This window comes from Pseudoalteromonas sp. SG44-1, assembly GCF_014164315.1.
GTDB lineage: Bacteria > Pseudomonadota > Gammaproteobacteria > Enterobacterales > Alteromonadaceae > Pseudoalteromonas > Pseudoalteromonas rhizosphaerae.
This window is the reverse complement of the sequence record NZ_JACJEW010000038.1, coordinates 1-17,990: the sequence shown is the minus strand read 5'-3', so window position 1 is coordinate 17,990 and position 17,990 is coordinate 1. Positions and strand designations below refer to the sequence as shown.

The 17,990-nt window shown below is 39.4% G+C and carries 19 protein-coding genes; 11 read left to right on the top strand and 8 right to left on the bottom strand.

From position 1 onward, the window contains the following. Window positions 1–344 precede the first annotated feature (344 nt). Genes H5187_RS16480 through H5187_RS16470 form a run of 3 tightly spaced genes read left to right on the top strand, consistent with a single transcriptional unit; the run spans window position 345 to window position 2,828 of the window. Complete coding sequence (locus H5187_RS16480) at window positions 345–1,271, top strand: GGDEF domain-containing protein (protein ID WP_182798054.1); 927 nt, start codon at window positions 345–347, stop codon at window positions 1,269–1,271. Window positions 1,272–1,288: 17 nt separating this feature from the next. Beyond that, complete coding sequence (locus tag H5187_RS16475) at window positions 1,289–2,005, top strand: Sir2 family NAD-dependent protein deacetylase (protein WP_149981893.1); 717 nt, start codon at window positions 1,289–1,291, stop codon at window positions 2,003–2,005. A 25-nt stretch (window positions 2,006–2,030) separates the two neighbouring features. Further along, window positions 2,031–2,828, top strand: coding sequence for a response regulator (locus H5187_RS16470; protein WP_182798053.1), 798 nt, complete (start codon window positions 2,031–2,033; stop codon window positions 2,826–2,828). 44 nt (window positions 2,829–2,872) lie between these two features. Here H5187_RS16470 and H5187_RS16465 read toward each other — a convergent pair whose 3' ends face one another. Further along, entirely contained in the window at window positions 2,873–4,465 is a 1,593-nt protein-coding gene (locus tag H5187_RS16465) for a carboxylesterase/lipase family protein (RefSeq protein ID WP_182798052.1), read from the bottom strand. A 279-nt stretch (window positions 4,466–4,744) separates the two neighbouring features. Between H5187_RS16465 and H5187_RS16460 the strand changes: the two genes are divergently transcribed. The 3 genes from H5187_RS16460 (at window position 4,745) to H5187_RS24655 (ending at window position 5,962) form a co-directional block, all read left to right on the top strand. After that, window positions 4,745–5,161 carry a hypothetical protein gene (locus tag H5187_RS16460; RefSeq protein ID WP_182740471.1) on the top strand — a complete coding sequence of 139 codons (417 nt, stop codon included), beginning with the start codon at window positions 4,745–4,747 and terminating at the stop codon, window positions 5,159–5,161. Between the two features lie 129 nt (window positions 5,162–5,290). Next, window positions 5,291–5,827 (top strand): hypothetical protein, encoded by a 537-nt coding sequence (locus H5187_RS16455; protein ID WP_182798051.1) that lies wholly within the window; start codon window positions 5,291–5,293, stop codon window positions 5,825–5,827. Continuing rightward, entirely contained in the window at window positions 5,828–5,962 is a 135-nt protein-coding gene (locus H5187_RS24655; RefSeq protein ID WP_259401734.1) for a hypothetical protein, read from the top strand. Window positions 5,963–6,020: 58 nt separating this feature from the next. Here the strand turns inward: H5187_RS24655 and H5187_RS16450 are convergent, their stop codons facing one another. Then, window positions 6,021–6,701, bottom strand: coding sequence for an SDR family oxidoreductase (locus tag H5187_RS16450; protein ID WP_182798050.1), 681 nt, complete (start codon window positions 6,699–6,701; stop codon window positions 6,021–6,023). A gap of 346 nt (window positions 6,702–7,047) precedes the next feature. On the opposite strand from H5187_RS16450, the gene H5187_RS16445 reads away from it, so the two are divergent. Next, the gene (locus H5187_RS16445; protein ID WP_145242032.1) at window positions 7,048–7,902 is read left to right on the top strand and encodes a mechanosensitive ion channel family protein; all 855 of its coding nucleotides are present in this window, start codon (window positions 7,048–7,050) and stop codon (window positions 7,900–7,902) included. A gap of 253 nt (window positions 7,903–8,155) precedes the next feature. On the opposite strand, the gene H5187_RS16440 is transcribed toward H5187_RS16445, so the two are convergent. The 5 genes from H5187_RS16440 to H5187_RS16420 form a co-directional block, all read right to left on the bottom strand. Further along, window positions 8,156–8,689: a GNAT family N-acetyltransferase gene (locus H5187_RS16440; protein ID WP_182732116.1), complete on the bottom strand. Its 534-nt coding sequence runs from the start codon at window positions 8,687–8,689 to the stop codon at window positions 8,156–8,158. 3 nt (window positions 8,690–8,692) lie between these two features. Further along, window positions 8,693–10,039, bottom strand: a complete 1,347-nt coding sequence (gene astB, locus H5187_RS16435; protein ID WP_149981885.1) for an N-succinylarginine dihydrolase — start codon at window positions 10,037–10,039, stop codon at window positions 8,693–8,695. Between the two features lie 64 nt (window positions 10,040–10,103). Further along, window positions 10,104–10,334 carry a helix-turn-helix domain-containing protein gene (locus H5187_RS16430; RefSeq protein ID WP_182719062.1) on the bottom strand — a complete coding sequence of 77 codons (231 nt, stop codon included), beginning with the start codon at window positions 10,332–10,334 and terminating at the stop codon, window positions 10,104–10,106. A gap of 362 nt (window positions 10,335–10,696) precedes the next feature. Further along, complete coding sequence (locus tag H5187_RS16425; protein WP_182798049.1) at window positions 10,697–11,707, bottom strand: zinc-binding alcohol dehydrogenase family protein; 1,011 nt, start codon at window positions 11,705–11,707, stop codon at window positions 10,697–10,699. A gap of 104 nt (window positions 11,708–11,811) precedes the next feature. Continuing rightward, window positions 11,812–12,243 (bottom strand): MarR family winged helix-turn-helix transcriptional regulator, encoded by a 432-nt coding sequence (locus H5187_RS16420; protein ID WP_182798048.1) that lies wholly within the window; start codon window positions 12,241–12,243, stop codon window positions 11,812–11,814. 125 nt (window positions 12,244–12,368) lie between these two features. Here H5187_RS16420 and H5187_RS16415 point away from each other — a divergent pair, with 125 nt between their 5' ends. Both H5187_RS16415 and H5187_RS16410 read left to right on the top strand, forming a co-directional pair. After that, entirely contained in the window at window positions 12,369–12,797 is a 429-nt protein-coding gene (locus H5187_RS16415) for an organic hydroperoxide resistance protein (protein WP_182719060.1), read from the top strand. A gap of 432 nt (window positions 12,798–13,229) precedes the next feature. Then, window positions 13,230–15,350, top strand: coding sequence for a methyl-accepting chemotaxis protein (locus tag H5187_RS16410; protein WP_182719059.1), 2,121 nt, complete (start codon window positions 13,230–13,232; stop codon window positions 15,348–15,350). Window positions 15,351–15,619: 269 nt separating this feature from the next. Here the strand turns inward: H5187_RS16410 and H5187_RS16405 are convergent, their stop codons facing one another. Continuing rightward, a complete protein-coding gene (locus H5187_RS16405) occupies window positions 15,620–16,147 on the bottom strand; it encodes a hypothetical protein (protein WP_182768099.1) in 528 nt (175 codons plus the stop codon). Between the two features lie 52 nt (window positions 16,148–16,199). On the opposite strand from H5187_RS16405, the gene H5187_RS16400 reads away from it, so the two are divergent. Further along, complete coding sequence (locus H5187_RS16400) at window positions 16,200–16,559, top strand: DUF1294 domain-containing protein (RefSeq protein ID WP_182740463.1); 360 nt, start codon at window positions 16,200–16,202, stop codon at window positions 16,557–16,559. Between the two features lie 46 nt (window positions 16,560–16,605). Next, window positions 16,606–17,802, top strand: a complete 1,197-nt coding sequence (locus H5187_RS16395) for an iron-containing alcohol dehydrogenase (RefSeq protein WP_182798047.1) — start codon at window positions 16,606–16,608, stop codon at window positions 17,800–17,802. Window positions 17,803–17,990: the final 188 nt, after the last annotated feature.

Genomic DNA, 17,990 nt, shown 5'->3' with positions numbered 1-17,990 from the left:
TAAAGGTTATTGCTAATGAGCAGCCGATTTTTTGAAGCAATGATATGGCAAAACCTATTTGCTCAGCTTAGTAATACCAGGATGTTATTCGCGTGTAAGCTTACTTTTAGCAACTATTTATTACTTTCACTTTTACAATGATCTCATGTCTAGACTATATTTGAACTGGTAACTGATTAATTATTTTAATTTTAGTGCAATCTTACAATCAGTTTTTGCATGCAAAGATTGCCTTTACTATTGATAAGTGATGCATTGTATTGATGATTAGCTATTCTGATATGGCCGAACGAAAACTTATTATTAGGTTCTTTTCCGTAATAGGTACGTTGACAACGCTTTGTATGGCAATAATCGCTTTGTTTAATAATCAATCTACTTTGGTTTACCCTCTATTAGGCTCATCAATTTTACTTGCTTCCCCTTTTTGCCTTGGTGATAGAGTCGAGATTTCCTCTTTAATTGTTTTGTATACTTTATATGCTTTAATGATTTATTTAGTACTTACAGGAGGGAGCCATGGTACTGGGCCTATTTGGATTTTTATTGTATCTCCGGTAACCTTTTTTGTGCGTGGTTTTAAACGGGGAATCATTGATTTAATTATTTTTGTAATTTGCGTAACTGGCGCCTTTTATTTATCGAGCTACTTTAAATTTTACAGCGGTTACTCGGTTTATTTTCCAATTCGTATTATTGCTTCTTTTATAATTGTTGCGTTATTGAGTGGCTTTTATGAATATTTTCGGCAAATGTATAGCCACCGTTTGATTGAACTTGTACATAAAAATGAGTATTTAGCGACTCGCGACCCTTTAACAAACTTGCCTAATCGACGTTATGCTATGGCGGAACTCGAGCAATTTGATGCCCAGCTGCAAACTGGGAGTATTATCATTGCGGATGTAGATAATTTTAAGGATATTAATGATCAATATGGTCACTCAGTTGGCGATGAAGTACTAAAGCACCTTGCTGATTTATTTGTTGCTCAGTTAAGTGAAAATGATATGGTGGCGCGCTGGGGCGGTGAAGAGTTTTTATTTTTTCTACGCCATAAAAATAAACAACAAGCGACACAATTTGCCAACGATATTCATTATGCTTTATCACAAAATCGTTTAGATATTGGTGTAAACCAGCTGGCTGTTACAGTGAGCATGGGGATCAGTAAACTAACTGCGGATGTGCCGATTGATAAAGCGATGCACAAAGCGGATGAATTGCTTTATCAAGCAAAGAAGCAAGGCAAAAATCAAACGTGTGTTTAGCGCTTATTGGGAACGCTATGAATACATTATATATAACCGGAGCCGGTGTGAGTGCCGCCAGCGGCATTCCTACCTTTCGAGGTGAAGATGGGTTTTGGACTATTGGCAGTAAAAACTATACGCCAATGGAAATGGCTACGCGTGCTATGTATGAAAACAACCCACGGGAGTTTTTAGCTTGGTATTATCATCGCTTTGCTACTTATCGCAACCACGGTCCTAACGAAGTTCATCAGTGGTTGAGCGATAAAAACCTGATCACACAAAATATTGACGGGCTAGATGGCAAAGCAGGCAATAAAAACTATATCGCCATTCATGGCCGGCTTGATCAAATGACTTTGTTTCATCATCAAGGCGATGATGTGAAAGCGCATACGACACCGTGGGATAATGTAGACGAAAGCCGCTTACATGAGTCACTGCTTGAGCTGTTTAACATTGAAAACCAGCAGCCAGTGGTGGATCAATCTTTAAAGCCTTTTGTGTTGTTATTTGATGAATACTACACTGAACTTTATCGTATTAGCGAAGCACAACAGCGGATGCTTGATGCCGATAAAATCGTTTTTATTGGCACTTCGTTTAGCGTTAATATTACCCAAATGGCGCTAGAAGTGGCACGCAATTACGATATCCCAATCGAAATCGTTGATCCAGAACCTGCGCATGTTATGTATAGTAATGTGAGTTATCATAAAATGACTGCATTAGACTATATTCAACGTAACTAAACATAGCAACACTGAAGAGATTTAAATGAAAGATTTAACAGCAATAGCCAATTTATCAATATTATTAGTAGAGCCTTCAGATGTTCAGCAAAAGCTTATTATAAAGTCACTTACTCAATGCGGTGTGTCACAAATTGAAACTGCTACTTCTCAAGCGCAAACGTTAACAATGCTGGAGAATTATCAGCCGGATTTGGTTATTAGCAGCATGTATTTTTCTGACGGTAGCGCTGACTCTTTATTGCAAAAAATCAGAGTAACCCCTGGTATTGAGCATCAAGCTTTTATGCTGGTATCAACAGAGCGCAATAAAACCTATCTTGAACAGTTAAGGCAGTCAGGGGTATTAGCTATTTTACCAAAGCCATTTAGCGCTGAGGCAATTACGCGTGCGTTAAAGGCAACCTTAGATATCATCACTGAAGAAGAAGTTGAGTTAGAGCATTTTGATGTAACGCTATTGCGTGTACTTGTGGTTGATGACAGTCGTTTTGCTCGTAAGCATATTATTAGGGTCTTGGCTGGAATGGGAATACCGACGCCTGTAGAAGCCGAAAATGGCAAACAGGCGATTGAACACCTTAATAGTCAATCATTTGATTTAATTGTTACTGATTACAATATGCCAGAAATGGATGGCAAAGAGCTAACGGAGACCGTAAGAAGCTCGAATGCTTACTCGCATATTCCTATTTTGATGGTGAGTTCTGAGGCAAACGACACTCATTTAGCTAATATTGCTCAAGCTGGTGTAGATGCCATATGTGACAAGCCATTTGAACCTGCCACAGTAAGAGAGCTGCTATTTAAAATAATGTCTTAGATATTCACCTAAATGACTTAATAGCAAGCTGAGTTACTTCAACACTATTTTATTGAGGCTTTAGCTTGTGTTACATCAAGACGAGCTTCAAGAGGATCTGGTGAAAAAGTCGCAGTACCTTGTTTATTCAGTTGTAGGATATAGCGCTCATCTTCTTTAAATGCGCGCCAAGCAGATAACCCCGGCCCATTGGGTGTGCCGTATTTAATAAAATTAGTAACGTAACGATGCATTGTTTTAGCCGTTTGTTTGTCTTGCTCGGTGGTAATATGGCCATACTTAGTTGTTACTGTATTGAAAAAGTAAGGTATTTCAGTCGCGTGCGCTGCGCCTTGTGCAGTAACTGTTTGTGCTACATAGCCAAATCGGTAAATAAACGCGGGCTGTGAAAATTTACTCACTTGTTGAGCAACAAAACGAGCAGGTTCTTGCATTAAGAGGTCTTGACCAGTTTCATAATTAAGTATTGCGAGATCTGTGTTGCCTTTACTGTCATAAGCTTGTTGGGCTTGCTCAGCGCGTGAGCCAAAACTTTTAAATAATGCTTCCTTTGTGCTGTAAATTGCAAAGCCAATATCTTTATCTGTGGTGCCAACCATAGTGGGAACATGGCTAAAGTTACCTTCGTTGAATGCTTCTTCGGTCGATGAACTAACTAATATACCGTCTAAAATGGGCCCGCCAACATAGGTGGGCGCTTCTGGGGAAGGGGTCATATTTGCTAAGTTAAGGCCATCAACAAGCTGCTCGGCGGTTAGCGCACGCAGTGCGTTTAATGCTGCTTTATTATCGCCTGTTATACCGTGCTGAGCTGCAAAGTTAACTCCCACTTGCTCAGCTGATAGGATATTTTTATTATCACTGGTTAGTGGCAGTTGATTAAAAAGCTCTCTGCCACCACCAGACATTATAATAGCTTTATTGAATAATCCTTGTGCAGCAGAGGTTTGCATCATTGCATGCACCGACTTACCGCCCGCAGATTCGCCCATCAGTGTGACTTGCTGAGGATCACCACCAAATTGGCTGATGTTACTTTTGACCCAGTTTAATGCTGCAATTTGATCCATGAAGGCATAATTGCCAAGAGCATCATTTTCAAAGCTACTCAGTGCTGGATGAGCAAAAAAACCAAACCGGCCAAGTCGATAATTAAAGCTGACAAACACCACACCTTGCTTTGCAAAACTTTCACCGGAATACACACCAGGAGATGAACCGCCATTGACAAAGCCACCCCCATAAATCCACACCACTACTGGGTAAGGCTGTTTACTCTGTTTTGCAGGCTTAAACACATTCAAGTATAAACAATCTTCAGCTGGTGGGGTTCCCAGTGGTGCAGCATCGCCTGCAAATGGTTTTTGCATGCAATCTGCTGCGAATTCGGTAGTACTTTTTACACCTTGCCAGTGAGTTACTGGTTGCGGTGCGCGCCAGCGCTTATCATTTATCGGCGGAGCAGCAAAAGGGATCCCTTTAAAAGAAATCACTTTACCCGAATCAGTACCTTGAATTTTGCCGCCAGTTACATCAGCAATGGTATTTTGGGATGGCTCGGAGCAAGCTTGTAGAATAAAAATAGTAGCGATCAGTGATGGAATAAAAAGCAGAGATTTAAGAGAACGCAATACCATTTTTAAGCCCTGTAATGGTTGTTTTAATGTCTATAGTTATCAGATAGTAGCATCTAGACTCGTATAATAAAAAGTGGCTATACAGAGAATAATCAAATGCTATACCGAGAGACTCGTTGTATTTATTAGATTATTAATTCATCAATGCTAGACTTATTGCTACATAAAAATACTTTCGTTACTCAAGCAAATAACTTACCCAAATGTGGGTTATAAAAATGCTAGCATTGCAGTGCTGCCAATAGCTAGATCCAAGTGTATGTAAAGGAATACGTTGATATGCAATACATTGAGTATATTACAATACTTGCTGTGATATCTATCAGTGGTTGCAGTGATATTAAAATAGAGAAGCAGTGCTTTGAGCCCATTCATTATCAAGCAAATAAATTATTTCAAAGTAGTGAAATTCGTGTCGAACCTATATGGGTTGGCCATCCTCGAAACGACTACTTAAAAGATCACAACGTAGAGGGTCATCTCAGCCCTTACGGCGGGTTTGAAAAGATATCAGCCTCTAGTCAGCTTACTCTTACCGGAAATATATATAAGATAACGCCAAATATAGGTGAGCGTTATATTGGCAGAAATTCAGAGTATCTTTTATTTGAAGTCACAGTTGATGCAAAAAAGTATGTGATCTCTGATCAGATCCCTGAGCATATCCAGCTACCTTTACGGTGTTTTTTTAATTAATGGCGTGTCTATATAGATAATGTTATTTCGTTGGCTGCTAGTGGTGCTTATCTTGTCACCTACTTGCATAGTTAAAAACATGGAAAGTCGTTGTTCAAAAATTTAATTTAAATAAGGAAATGTTTAACAATGAAGTATTTTAAAACCCCTGAATTTTTGCATGAAGTGTTTGGCGAAAAACAATCGATTTTAGAGATCACCGGTACTATTTTGTTTGCTTTAGTCGGCAGTTGGGTTATTTATTCGGTTGCGGAGATTGAACTCGATAATTGGCGAGCAATCTTAGCTTTTATATTAATTGCTGACGTATTAGCAGGATGTATTGCTAATTTCACTCTTGGTACCAATGAGTTTTACACAAAGCGTCCTAAAAATAGGCTGATTTTTATTGCCATTCACGTTCATATAATAGTGATTGCGTGGTTACTTTCACAGCCACTAGATACTGCACTGCTTATGTGGGCATATACGATAGTGGCAGCATCTGTTGTTAATGCGTTACATGGTAAATCAATACAGGGTTTTATTGCTGCAAACTTAATGTGTTATGGCATCTTTTTGTTGATTTACTTATCGCTGCCAACGTGGTTTTTGATGGTGAGTCTATTTTTTATGATCAAAGTTTTATTTAGTTTTGCTGTTGATCACTATCGGCAATCAGCCTAGATGAATCCACTTAGGTATAAAAACCAGTACAGCTTAATTGTTGATGCTCTGCAAAATAAAGATGCGTTAAGTGAGTCGCAAGTTATCGCATCAATTAACCGATTAAAACAGGCGCGTTTAAGTTGCAGTAATTAATTTACTGCTTGGATCAAATTAAATGCCCTGTTAAGGGCATTTATTACTGTCGAGTCCGTTAATTACTCGGCATCAAAAATAACTCTCGTACATTGCAACGTGGGTTTGCCTCTATAGCAAATAGTACCGCCTCGGCTACGTCATTTGGGTCGAGTTTGTCGGGTTTTGCTTCATCAAAAAAAGGCGTATTGACCATGCCTGGGGCAATAGTGGTGCAGCGTCCTTGCCATGGCTTCATTTCTTCAGCTAAGTTTTGCCCAAAACCGTAAGCAAACCATTTTGTTGCGCCATAAACAGAGCCTTTAAGGGCAATCCGTCCTGCGGCGGAGCTGGTTAAAATAAAGTGTCCTGTGGTTTTTCTTAGGTGTGGCAGAGTGAGTTTTGCGGTGTAAAGCAGTGCGTTGATATTAATATCAATCATTGTTTGCCATTGCTCAGGATCGCCCTCTTCAACACCTGGCGTTTGAACACCCATACCGGCATTGGCAAATGCAACATCAAGGCGGCCAAAGTATTTTACACCTGCATTAACTACGTTTTCAAGCGATGAAAAATCAGTGGCATCTGCGCAAACGGCTAATGCGTTATCAGCCCCTAACTCTTCAACCAGCGCATTAAGTTTGTCTTCACTGCGAGCGGTCAAAATTACTTTATGACCGTTTGCGACTAAGGTTTTTGCTGTTGCTTCACCAATACCACTGGAAGCGCCTGTAATAAGTACAACTTTCTCTTTACTCATGACTTACTCCTCGATTAAATCTGAGACTAGGTTTGATACTCTTAGTAGTGATGGTAACAGTGAAGGATTAACCTCCATTGAATGCTTATTACACCAACTTGCTGGCTTGCTTTAACTATATGATTTTTAATTGTTTTTAAAGATTAAAATAAAAAGTTAGGTTTATATTTATTATGCTATATAATCGCGCGGTTTCGCTTTGAGGCCAGCTTATTTTTTAGCAGGCTACAAATCGCAAATGGTTATAGCAGCTCACACTTATTGGCTTATAACAATGTGGTTTTAACCTTGTGTAAGCTATGTTAAACCTTGCTCAATTGCAGCAATTACTTAGTGGAAATAAACAGTGAAAGATAAGTTATTAGTGTTTTGGCAAAATCATTCAGAAACCATAATGACTCTAGGTTATAAACTGATTCTAGCGTTGGCTATTGTTATAGCTGGTGCTCTAATTGCGCGCTCTGTTAAAAGAGCGATCCAAAACTCTAAGTCGCCTCTTAAGAAAATGGATAAAACCTTACTACCAATTTTATCGAGTGTGCTGGGCTACTTGGTGTATATCATTGCAGGGTTGTTTATTTTAGATATTTTTGGTGTTAATACAGCCAGTTTAATTGCACTTATGGGGGCCGCTGGCCTTGCGATTGGCCTTGCGCTAAAGAATACCCTCAGTAATATTGCCGCAGGTATTATGTTATTAATACTTAGGCCATTTAAAGTTGGTGACTTTGTTGATGCCAGTGGCACAACGGGTACTGTGAGTGAAATTAACCTCTTTACAACTATTTTTAAAACCAATGATGGCCTGTATATCGCTTCGCCAAATGGCAAAGTGTGGGGTGGCAATATTAAAAACTTCACTCGCAATGGTAAAAGACGCATGGATATTGTAGTAGGTATTTCGTTTGCTGACTCAATAGATGATGGCTTAAATGTACTTAAAGAAATAGCCGCATCAGAAAGCCGATTATTAGCGGATCCAGCACCTAAGGTGATGGTGACATCGATAGCTGAAAGCTCAGTGAATATTCAATTACGTGCGTGGACAGTTAACGGTGATTATTGGCAAACAGTCTGGGATCTTAATAAACGCGTAAAAGAGTCTATTGAGCAAGCAGGACTGACAATTCCATTTCCGCAGCGTACGTTACATATATCGGAGTCGATGGCATCGGCAATAACCGTTAACAAGGATGTATAAATAACAGATAGTGATTTAATATATTAAATAGCAATCTGTCAGCTTAACGCCAGTTAATTAATATTGACTGGCGTTTTCTTTTTGTGCTCATTGAAAACATGCTGATAAGTTCGTCTACTTGATCCCATTTTATCTGTTCTGTCAACGTATCAGCAGCGATTTAAACGTTATAGTAAATGCCTTTATGGTAGGTTACAAAAACGAAGTGACTGCTGATAACATTATAAGGTTGTAAGCGATTGACGAATTTAACTCACTTAAGTAATTTATAAAACAGCACAGTACTTTGTAATTCGCCCGATGAACTAAGGGCAAACTGTGGTATTTCACCGGCTTCTATATAGCCTAATTTTTCATATAAAAGTGAGGCAATATCGCCTAAGCGGGTATCCAGTACCAGTAGCTTTAATTGTTGCTGCAGCGCACTTTTTTCAAGGGTATGCATAAGTTGTTTTGCAAATCCTTGGCCTTGGTATTGGCTATGTACCATTAGCTTTTCAACCTCACCGCGGTGAGCGCCATTAGCTTTTTGACACAGCGATAATTGCACTGCACCAATTACCTCAGATCCTTCGGTGATAACAAATAATTCGCGGCTATCATTTAATAAATCGCATTCAATACTGTGCCAGTAGTGATCTGCTTGTGCGCGCGTCAATGGCGCTATAAAACCAATCGATGCACCATTGTTAACGCTATCAACCAGTAAATGATTTAGCGATTGCTGATATCCCGCTAGTGAACTGATTTTATGTATTTGCGTATCTACAACGCTTGTATCTTGCATGGTTTATCCTTCTAATTGAAATGGATACACAGAGCCTAGGTGCAGATGTTGAGTTAATTCATCCAGCGCTTGCCAGCTTTCACGTAACAAGTTTGGATCTGCAAAATCATCATTACTAAGTTTGTCACGATAGTGCTTATTTGCCCAATCACATAGTTGTTGGTACTTACTATCGTTTAAAATAACCGCAGGATTGACTGCCGCGAGTTCTTGCTGATTTAGCGCTACACGTAAACGTAAGCAAGCAGGGCCACCACCATTTTGCATGCTTTGTTTTAAATCAAAAAATTGCACTTGATCAATTGGATTGTCTGCAAGGATCATTTCTTCAATATAACTGTTAACTGCCTGATTGTTTTTACATTCTTGTGGAGCAACTAGTAACATTTTGCCATTGTTTAAACTAACCAGTTGGCTATTAAATAAATAGCTAGTTACAGCATCTTGCACGCTTACTTTGGCTGTTGGCACCTCAATAATATGCAGTGTTTTGTCGCCAATATATGCATCTTTTATTTGTTGTAGGGCGAGAGGCTGATTTAAGAAAGCTTGCTCGTGACAGAGTAATACATTGGCGTTACCCACCGCGATTACGTCATTATGGAACACCCCTTGATCAATCACCTCAGGGTTTTGTTGAATCATTAATTGGCTAGATGGTTTTAGCTGATGTAGTCGGCATATTGCTTGTGATGCTTCAAGTGTCTGCCTTGCAGGAAATTTAACTGGCTTAGGCAGTGCGCTGTTAAATGCGCTGGCACCATATACAAACAGCTCCAAACCTTGAACACCATGCTCGTCGCCTAAGCGAGTATGGTTAGCCGCGCCCTCATCACCAAAAAAACCTTGATCTGGCAAATGGGTATGATGACTAAAGTAGCCTTCGTTATTAAACATGGCTTTAAGTAATCGTGTTGTTGTTTGAGGCTCAAGGGAGCGATGAAATTTGTTATTCAAATTAGCAGCAGTAAAGTGAACTTTGCCATCAAGTGTGTCGGCTGATGGTGATACAGTGCCGGCATTGGCAGTCCACATTGATGATGCTGAATAACATGCGCGAACTAAAACAGGATCAGCTTTAAACGCTTTACTGATCACTTGTTCTGCAGTGCCTGTAAATCCTAAACGACGCAATACATTTATATCAGGGCGGGCATGTGGGGCAAATACCCCTTGAGTTAGTCCCAAGTCATGCATAGCTTTCATTTTCGCTAAGCCTTGCAGTACCGCCTCTTTTGGATTGGAGTAACTTGCCGCATTATTTAATGATGCTACGTTACCGTATGATAATCCCGCGTAGTTATGAGTCGGGCCTACAAGGCCATCAAAATTAACTTCTACAGCTGTCATAGTTATCCTGCAATTTTACTAATTTTAGTGTATTTAAACTATACAGAAAATAATCAGTAGTAGGTTAATTAAAATTAGCTAATTCTAGCTCTACGCTCTGCAAGTTTTGTTGCAAACGTTTTTGTGCTGCGAGTAGGTAGCTTTTTTGCTGTGCTATTTTTGCTTGTTGTTGACGCAGTGCTTTATAGATAACTCGTTTGGGCAAATCATAGTGCTCAGAGGCTTGGCTAATTGTTAATTGATGCACCGACAACTTTTTAAGCGCTTCATCTAAGTGCGGGTAGTTACTTAACATATTCACGCTCCTTTTCTGCGGTGGTATGTGGATCATTAGCATGGTGAATATGCCAAATGCTTATATCTAAGCGCCATAGTAAATACAACATATGATAAATATTAGTCATAGCTCGCTCCCTGTAGACGAGGTAAATGAAGGTAAAACTCAGATTAGTGAGTTACTCTTTTGTAAGGAAGATCTGTGCCAGTCTTAATAATTATTTTTAGTTAAAACAAATCAATAGCTTAAGGTTTTTTCGTTGTTGTATGATTGAGTATAAGCACTAATGTAGTGAAAAATAATGATGGCTTTGCACTTTGCTGGAGCAGAAGGGGAATTATTTGCGCGTTCAGATGAGCGCGCAATAATATTAAGTAAGTTTAAAACCCTTCAAGTACCAGCTTACCGCGAGATTGATGAGATTCTAATATTGCGTGCGCTTTGAGCAGGTTTTCTATATTAATTTTTCCTAAATGTTGGCCTAAGGTAGTTTTAATGATGCCGTTATCAACTAGCTCTGCTAATTCAGTAAGTAACTGATGTTGCGCTATCATATCGTCAGTTTGGAACATTGAACGAGTATACATAAACTCCCAATGTAGCGAGATACTTTTGCGCTTGAGTTTTAAAATATCAAAACTTGCTGGGTCGTCTATTAAAGCTAATTTACCTTGTGGTTTGATCACTTTAATAATTTCATCAAGATGTTGATCGGTATGAGTGAGGCTAACGACATAATCAAATTCGGCAAGATTATGCTCTGTTCGTTGTGTATCTAAGCTTTGTGAGTGATCAAGCACTTGATCAACACCTAGCGCATTTAACCAGCTAACACTATCTACGCGTGATGCTGTGCCTATCACCGTTAAGTTGGTTAGCTGTTTAGCCAACTGCACTAAAATTGAGCCAACACCGCCTGCGGCACCAATAACTAATAATGAAGCTGGTTTTGCATTGTTGGAACGTGATATTTGCAAACGATCAAACAGTAATTCCCAGGCTGTAATACTGGTTAGCGGTAACGCAGCAGCTTGGGCATTGTTCAAGGTAGTAGGCGCACGGCCAACAATACGTTCATCAACTAGTTGAAATTCAGCATTACTGCCTGAGCGCGTTAAATCACCGGCGTAATAAACCCGATCGCCCAGATTAAATAAACTTACCTTATCACCAACAGCTTTTACGATCCCAACAGCGTCCCAACCAATGACTTTATGACCTTGTTCAGGGCTAACATTTGCGCGGATCTTCGCATCGACAGGATTAACTGAAATTGCTTTTACTTCGACCAATAAATCGTGACCGGATGCTGTTGGAATAGGTAACTCGATGGCTTCGAAAGAATGATTACTAAGTGTTTTGGTTGCTGTTTGGTATCCAATGGCTTTCATGAGTTGCTCCGTTAAATTGTTTTGCTGCACCCACTATAACGCAGTTTTATAATAGAAAAAGAGTGGGGTATGTATACACGAATCTCTCTCAAAATTTTTGATAATTAACTTAAGTCAGTATTGAGTTTATCAAGTAAAGTAATTAGTTGTGTGGCTTCTTGCTGTGTAATAGATGGAAAACAGCAACGAATTTGCTCAGGGATGTTCGCTGCTTGTTGTTGCAGCTGTATGCCATGTTTGTGTAACTTTACGACTCGCTTACGTTTATCTGTTTCATCTTTAACCACGGCTAATAAGCTTTTATCGGTCATTTTTTTCAAAATTTGTGTCATGGCGCCGCCATCTATTGCGGTTTTTTCCAGCAGCTGTGCAATACTGATCTCATCTTCTTCCCAGAGCGCCATCATCACCACATACTGTGGATAGGTCAGCTCAAGTTCGTTTAGTGCATCTCGATAGGCACGTACCACTGAATTGGAGGCCATATACAGACGATGACAAATTTGATTATCTAATTTCAATTGTGGATATTTCATAGTAGCTCTCGAATGATGATACTGCATTTTAATTTGCATGCAAAATATTTGCAATGCTCAATAAACTACTTTATTATTTTGTACGCAAAGTAAATTTAGTCCCAACCTTAAATAAGGAAAACATTATGAAAGAATTACTACAAGTCGCGTACACAGCTAAAGCAACTGCAACGGGTGGCCGTGAAGGGTCTGCAAAATCAGACGATGGCCGTTTAGATGTGGCACTTTCAACTCCAAAAGGGTTAGGTGGCGATGATGGTCAAGGTACTAACCCTGAGCAGTTGTTTGCAGCGGGTTATGCAGCGTGTTTTATTGGCGCATTAAAATTAGTTGCAGGCCAAGCTAAAGTTAAGTTACCTGCTGACACCCGCATTGATTCAGAAGTATCGATTGGTCCAATCGAAGGTGGTTTCGGTATCGCTGTAAAATTAGCTGTTTTTGTAGGTGATGTAGATAAAGACACCGCAGAAGCGTTAGTGGCTAAAGCACACGAAGTTTGCCCATATTCAAATGCTACTCGTGGTAATATCGCAATTGAATTGTCGGTTATCTAACTTATTGTAAATTTGAATAATTTATATTTTAAAAGGCGCATTTTTTATTTTAAATACGCCTTTTTTGTGGCTGTTTTTTATAATTATGAGCTTTTTAGAACGCCATTTATAACCAAGACGCGTTATTGTGATAATTCGTACTTAATATTCAATCCTCAGTTTGTGCTACCCGACAACCAACATCCCCCATTTTTATTTTGCCATATTAAGACTATTTATAGAGTGCAAAGTCATTGCCAAGCGTTTACACAAATAGTTCAGCAATGATCAACTCGATGTCTAAATTGGTTTTGTTATCGCGAAAACTTTTTAGCTACTGGTAAAATTAAATAGTATTAGCGCAGCGTTAGTATGTTTTTTTCAACAAAATAGATTAACTTATGAATAATTGAACTAGAATGTAAACGTAGTTTTAATTAAAGGATAAGTGGAATGCGGCAATTAGCGTTGGCGAAAAAGTTACTATGGCTTACTTTAGGTAGTATTTTTATCACCGTTGTAGTGCTATCGAGTGTGCTTTGGTGGCAATTATCAAGCAGCAATAAAGTGTTATCAGCACAAGCTGAAAAATTGATAGTTACTGAGGTAGAAGAAAAGCTCACCAGCAATGCTGCTGTGTACGGTGAAAAAATCGCAGGATTTATCAACGAAGCGTATCGAGTGCCTTTTTCACTCGCAGCAATACTTGGTAATGAATCAGCTAAAGATGCTTTAACGCGTGATTCAGTGGTACAGCTTAATAGCTCTATTATAGAAGGTAATTCAATACTTTCTTCAATCTACTCGCAATTTGAAGCTAATGGTTTTGATGGTAACGATCAACAGTATAAAAATGGCTATGATCATTCAGTCGCAGGCCAAGGCACCTTAGAGATTTACTTCACTCGCAGCCGTGAAGGTGTGATTGAACAGCAAGTTGTTGAAGATGCAGCAGAAAAATACGTTACGACCTTAAACGAATTTGGCCAACGTGAAGCTGAATGGTACTTATGTGCTAAAGACACTAAAAAGCCGTGCATAATGGAACCCTATCTGTACGAAATATCTCCCGGCAATTCTGAAATGATGACTTCTTTGACTGTGCCAATACTTCGCGACGGTAAGTTTATTGGCCTCAGTGGTGTTGATATTACACTGCCAGTTTTTCAAACCATGACCGAGCAGTTATCAAAAGAATTATATAATGGTCAGGCGCGAGTTACCCTATTAAGTTCGATGGATTTAATTGTGGGTAGTAGTCATAACAAAGACAAACTTGGCCGTCCGCTAAAAGAAGCCGTCTCAGCCTCGGTGTTAAAAAATTATACTAGTTTGAAAGAACGCTCTGGAGTACAAAAGGGTGAAAATGAATACTTAGTCAATTACCCAATAGATATTAAACTTGCTGGTCGCCAGTGGACTTTATTAGTTGAAGTACCAGCAGAGCTTGCACTGCAAGGGCCACAGCAGCTCAGCGCGAGTATGCAAGAAAATGCCAATACACTAGGTGGGCTAATTTTAATATCAGGCTTAGTGATTGCTGGCGCTGCCTTTATTATTATGACTTTAGTTGTCAAAAGCATCGTTGCACCGCTGCAACAAATTCAGCTACGGGTTGATAATTTAGCCAGCGCGGATGGGGATTTAACACAAACGTTAACGGTTGACACTCATGCTGAGTTAATAGCGCTCGCTGTTGGGTTTAATGCATTTTTGGAAAAATTACGTGATTTAATTGCGCAACTTAAAGATGTATCAGGGCAGACTAAAGAGCAGGCGCAAATTGCCGCACATGTAGCCGTTGATACTAAGCAAAATGTGCAAGCTCAGTTTCAAGAAATTGAAAGTGTAGTAACGGCAATGAATGAAATGAGTGCCACCGCCCTTGAAGTTGCCCGTGCTTCAGAGCAATCAGCGCAACAGGCAGATGAAATCAATTCATTAGTGGTCAGTAGCGAAGCGAGTTTATCGTCTGCGGTATCACAAGTGAAAACGATGTCTGAAGAAATAAAGCAAGCCAATCAAGCCGTAGCCAAGGTGGCGGCGCGTAGTAACGATATTACACAAATTTTAGATGTGATCCGCACTATTTCAGAGCAAACTAATTTACTCGCACTTAATGCTGCGATTGAGGCAGCTCGCGCTGGTGAACAGGGGCGAGGCTTTGCTGTCGTAGCCGATGAAGTACGTGCTCTGGCATCTAAAACTCGTGCGTCAACAGATGACATTAGTGGCTTAATTGACAACTTACAGCTTGAAGTGGGTAATGCCTCAACAGTGATTGAAAAAGGGGTTGTGCGAGCACAAACCGCGGTTGATGAAACCACCGTTGCCTTTGATGCTTTGCACAGTGTGGTAATTAAAGTGGAAGAGATCACTAATCAGATCACCCAAATAGCGACGGCTGCTGAGGAGCAAAGCTCTGTAACCGAAGAAATTAATCGTAATTTAACGCGGATATCTGATGCCGCATCACAACTTGCTGATTTATCAACTCAAGCCGGCGATGGTAGTCAAATGCTCAATCAGCTCGTTGCACAGCAAGACGATGAACTGAATAAATTGAAAACATAATACCTTCAATACGATTAAATTGGTTTTGTATAAAATCGGTATAACTTAACCGTTCGCTCAAACTAGCAACGCCACTTCGGCGTGGTTAGTTTGAGTTACATTATCAATTCTAAACTAGATCAACTCTAATCTAGCTGTAGAAAATAATACAAAACCAAACAGCGGCAAAAGCATTTCAACGGGCTACCTCTTTTAAATTAGTTATGTCTTTTTATATGGTAAGTCATCAGTCCAGCCAATTGATTCACTCGATTACTGTTATGCCGTTACTATTTAAAAATAACCTGTTTGTTACTGCGAATGTAAATACGTTTTTCAGGTTTTGTCCATTCGCCTTTTTTTAAATAAGAGGTAGAGACAACAAACTGCTCATCTTTAAAATTACTGGTTGATTTTACTTTTGTGATGCCTTCTTTTGAACCTGTTACGGTTTCGTATGCTACAAATTGCGTAGGGCTCAATACTTTCATGGTGCCTTGTGTGTAAAACCCTGCGGTGGTGAAATAATAAAAAACTAATGACTGCTTTTTGCTATCCCAAAATATCATTGATTCGCCGCCATATTCACCTTCATTAATGGAATGAAGGGTACGAATTGCTTTCCCATTGAGGGCTCGCTCCCAGCGACCTACATCCTGAATCTTTGGCTTATTATCGGCAACATTGAAATCAGCTTGCCATGTGCCGAGGTAAGGTTTAAATACTTCAAGCTCTGGTGCTAAGTCAATCGTTTGTGCACTAATAGTACCAGCGTAGATAAAGCAAAAAGATAGTAAAAGTGTTTTTAGGTATGACATAATTGTGCCTATCATTATTAGTTTTTCAAATTGTAGTATAGGCGAGAGTCCGTTGATTAAAAAAACATTATTGCTTTTTTCTGTTAGTTTTCTAGTTGTATTAGTGATTGGTGGGCTGCTTGATTATTGGCCATATTTGGTTGCCAGTGTTTACTGTACTATGAGCAGTATTACGTTTTTAGTTTATAAATGGGATAAGCGTTTGGCGATAGAGTCAACAGATCGGCCTATTAGAGTGCCGGAACGTAGTTTACATATTTTAGCATTAATTTGTGGTTGGCCGGGAGCACTGATCGCTCAGCAATGGTTAAGACATAAATCACAAAAACGTACTTTTATTGCGTTACTTTGGCTCACTATCATTATAAATACTTCTGTATTAGGGGCTGCCTATTATTGGCAATTGCTTTAAATTGATGCACTATCAGGTAACCTAAAAATAACAAAAGTCCGATTTTATGTATTTTTTATATCGCTGCTATCATTTTATTTTAAAATGTATTGTTATTTTTATTGGTATTCCTGCTCCGCGTTTGTATCAAGGTTATAGCGGGTTTAAGCAATGGCTTGCATTACTTAATCCTAATAAACCTGTGTTAGTTGTAACTGACAATACGTTAAATAATTTAGGCGTTGTTGCTCCCATTTTAGCTTTGCTGGATGAGCATGCAATCTCTTGGCAGCTGTTTAGTGACGTTGATGCTAATCCAACGATTAGCAATGTTGAAAGTGGTTTAGCACTTTATCAGCAATACACATGCCAGAGTATTATCGCCGTTGGTGGCGGCTCAGTAATTGACTGTGCCAAATTAATTGGCGCACGTGCAGTAAGACCTAATAAATCAATTAAGCAGTTAAAAGGCTTGTTTAAAGTACTGAAAAAACTGCCCCCGTTATGTGCCATTCCAACAACCGCAGGTACTGGCTCAGAAACGACCGTTGCTGCGGTGGTAAACGATCCGCAAATGCAAACAAAATATGCCGCCACTGACTTTGCTCTTGTACCAAGTGATGCAGTTTTAATTGCTGAGCTAACACAAACGGTGCCTGATTTTATTACCGCAGCTACAGGTATCGATGCACTCACGCATGCACTTGAGGCATACATAGGCACTAATGGCCTTGCTTTTAGTGATGACAAGTCATTGCGAGCAATCGAACTTATTTTACAAAATTTATTAACAGCGTATAAAAATGGTAATGACTTAGTTGCGCGGGAAAATATGTTACTCGCTTCATTTTATGCAGGACAAGCGTTTACCCGAACATCTGTAGGTTATGTGCATGCTATAGCGCATCAATTTGGCGCGCAATACGGCACAGCTCACGGTTTAGCAAATAGTGTGGTATTGATGCATGTGCTGAAATTTTATGGTTCCAGTATAGATAAAAAGCTGGCGGCTATTGCTGATCATTGCCAATTAACACAATCACACCAAAAACCAGCAGAAAAAGCGGCAATACTATTAAACACCTTAGAGCAGTTACTTATTGATCTAGCGATCCCTCATCATTTAAAAGAGCTAAAAGTAGCTGATATACCAAAGCTTGCTGATGCTGCAATTGTAGAGGCTAACTGGGACTATCCAGTACCAAAATTTATGAACGTAGCTCAATGCCAAGCCATTATTCATAAAGTAGTGAGTGATATGTAATAAATGAAAACCTTCCCATCAGTACCGATAGGAAAGGTTTAAGCGCGTTAAATTAGCGTTTTAGCCTAAGGGATCCCCAAAAATAATTATTAAGTTTCAATTACATCACTCACATCCATATTTTTCCAATCGATTTGCACTACTACCTGTACGAAATAGGCTAGTCCTTCCAAATAATCTCGCCGTCG

What these genes read in the sequence shown, in the direction of transcription:
- H5187_RS24655 (WP_259401734.1), top strand. Translation starts at nt 5,828, where the DNA reads ATGAATCCACTTAGGTATAAAAACCAGTACAGCTTAATTGTTGATGCT.
- H5187_RS16465 (WP_182798052.1), bottom strand. Translation starts at nt 4,465, where the DNA reads ATGGTATTGCGTTCTCTTAAATCTCTGCTTTTTATTCCATCACTGATC.
- H5187_RS16430 (WP_182719062.1), bottom strand. Translation starts at nt 10,334, where the DNA reads ATGTTAAGTAACTACCCGCACTTAGATGAAGCGCTTAAAAAGTTGTCG.
- H5187_RS16415 (WP_182719060.1), top strand. Translation starts at nt 12,369, where the DNA reads ATGAAAGAATTACTACAAGTCGCGTACACAGCTAAAGCAACTGCAACG.
- H5187_RS16475 (WP_149981893.1), top strand. Translation starts at nt 1,289, where the DNA reads ATGAATACATTATATATAACCGGAGCCGGTGTGAGTGCCGCCAGCGGC.
- H5187_RS16470 (WP_182798053.1), top strand. Translation starts at nt 2,031, where the DNA reads ATGAAAGATTTAACAGCAATAGCCAATTTATCAATATTATTAGTAGAG.
- H5187_RS16455 (WP_182798051.1), top strand. Translation starts at nt 5,291, where the DNA reads ATGAAGTATTTTAAAACCCCTGAATTTTTGCATGAAGTGTTTGGCGAA.
- H5187_RS16440 (WP_182732116.1), bottom strand. Translation starts at nt 8,689, where the DNA reads ATGCAAGATACAAGCGTTGTAGATACGCAAATACATAAAATCAGTTCA.
- H5187_RS16405 (WP_182768099.1), bottom strand. Translation starts at nt 16,147, where the DNA reads ATGTCATACCTAAAAACACTTTTACTATCTTTTTGCTTTATCTACGCT.
- H5187_RS16395 (WP_182798047.1), top strand. Translation starts at nt 16,606, where the DNA reads ATGTATTTTTTATATCGCTGCTATCATTTTATTTTAAAATGTATTGTT.
- H5187_RS16420 (WP_182798048.1), bottom strand. Translation starts at nt 12,243, where the DNA reads ATGAAATATCCACAATTGAAATTAGATAATCAAATTTGTCATCGTCTG.
- H5187_RS16410 (WP_182719059.1), top strand. Translation starts at nt 13,230, where the DNA reads ATGCGGCAATTAGCGTTGGCGAAAAAGTTACTATGGCTTACTTTAGGT.
- astB (WP_149981885.1), bottom strand. Translation starts at nt 10,039, where the DNA reads ATGACAGCTGTAGAAGTTAATTTTGATGGCCTTGTAGGCCCGACTCAT.
- H5187_RS16480 (WP_182798054.1), top strand. Translation starts at nt 345, where the DNA reads ATGGCAATAATCGCTTTGTTTAATAATCAATCTACTTTGGTTTACCCT.
- H5187_RS16450 (WP_182798050.1), bottom strand. Translation starts at nt 6,701, where the DNA reads ATGAGTAAAGAGAAAGTTGTACTTATTACAGGCGCTTCCAGTGGTATT.
- H5187_RS16460 (WP_182740471.1), top strand. Translation starts at nt 4,745, where the DNA reads ATGCAATACATTGAGTATATTACAATACTTGCTGTGATATCTATCAGT.
- H5187_RS16425 (WP_182798049.1), bottom strand. Translation starts at nt 11,707, where the DNA reads ATGAAAGCCATTGGATACCAAACAGCAACCAAAACACTTAGTAATCAT.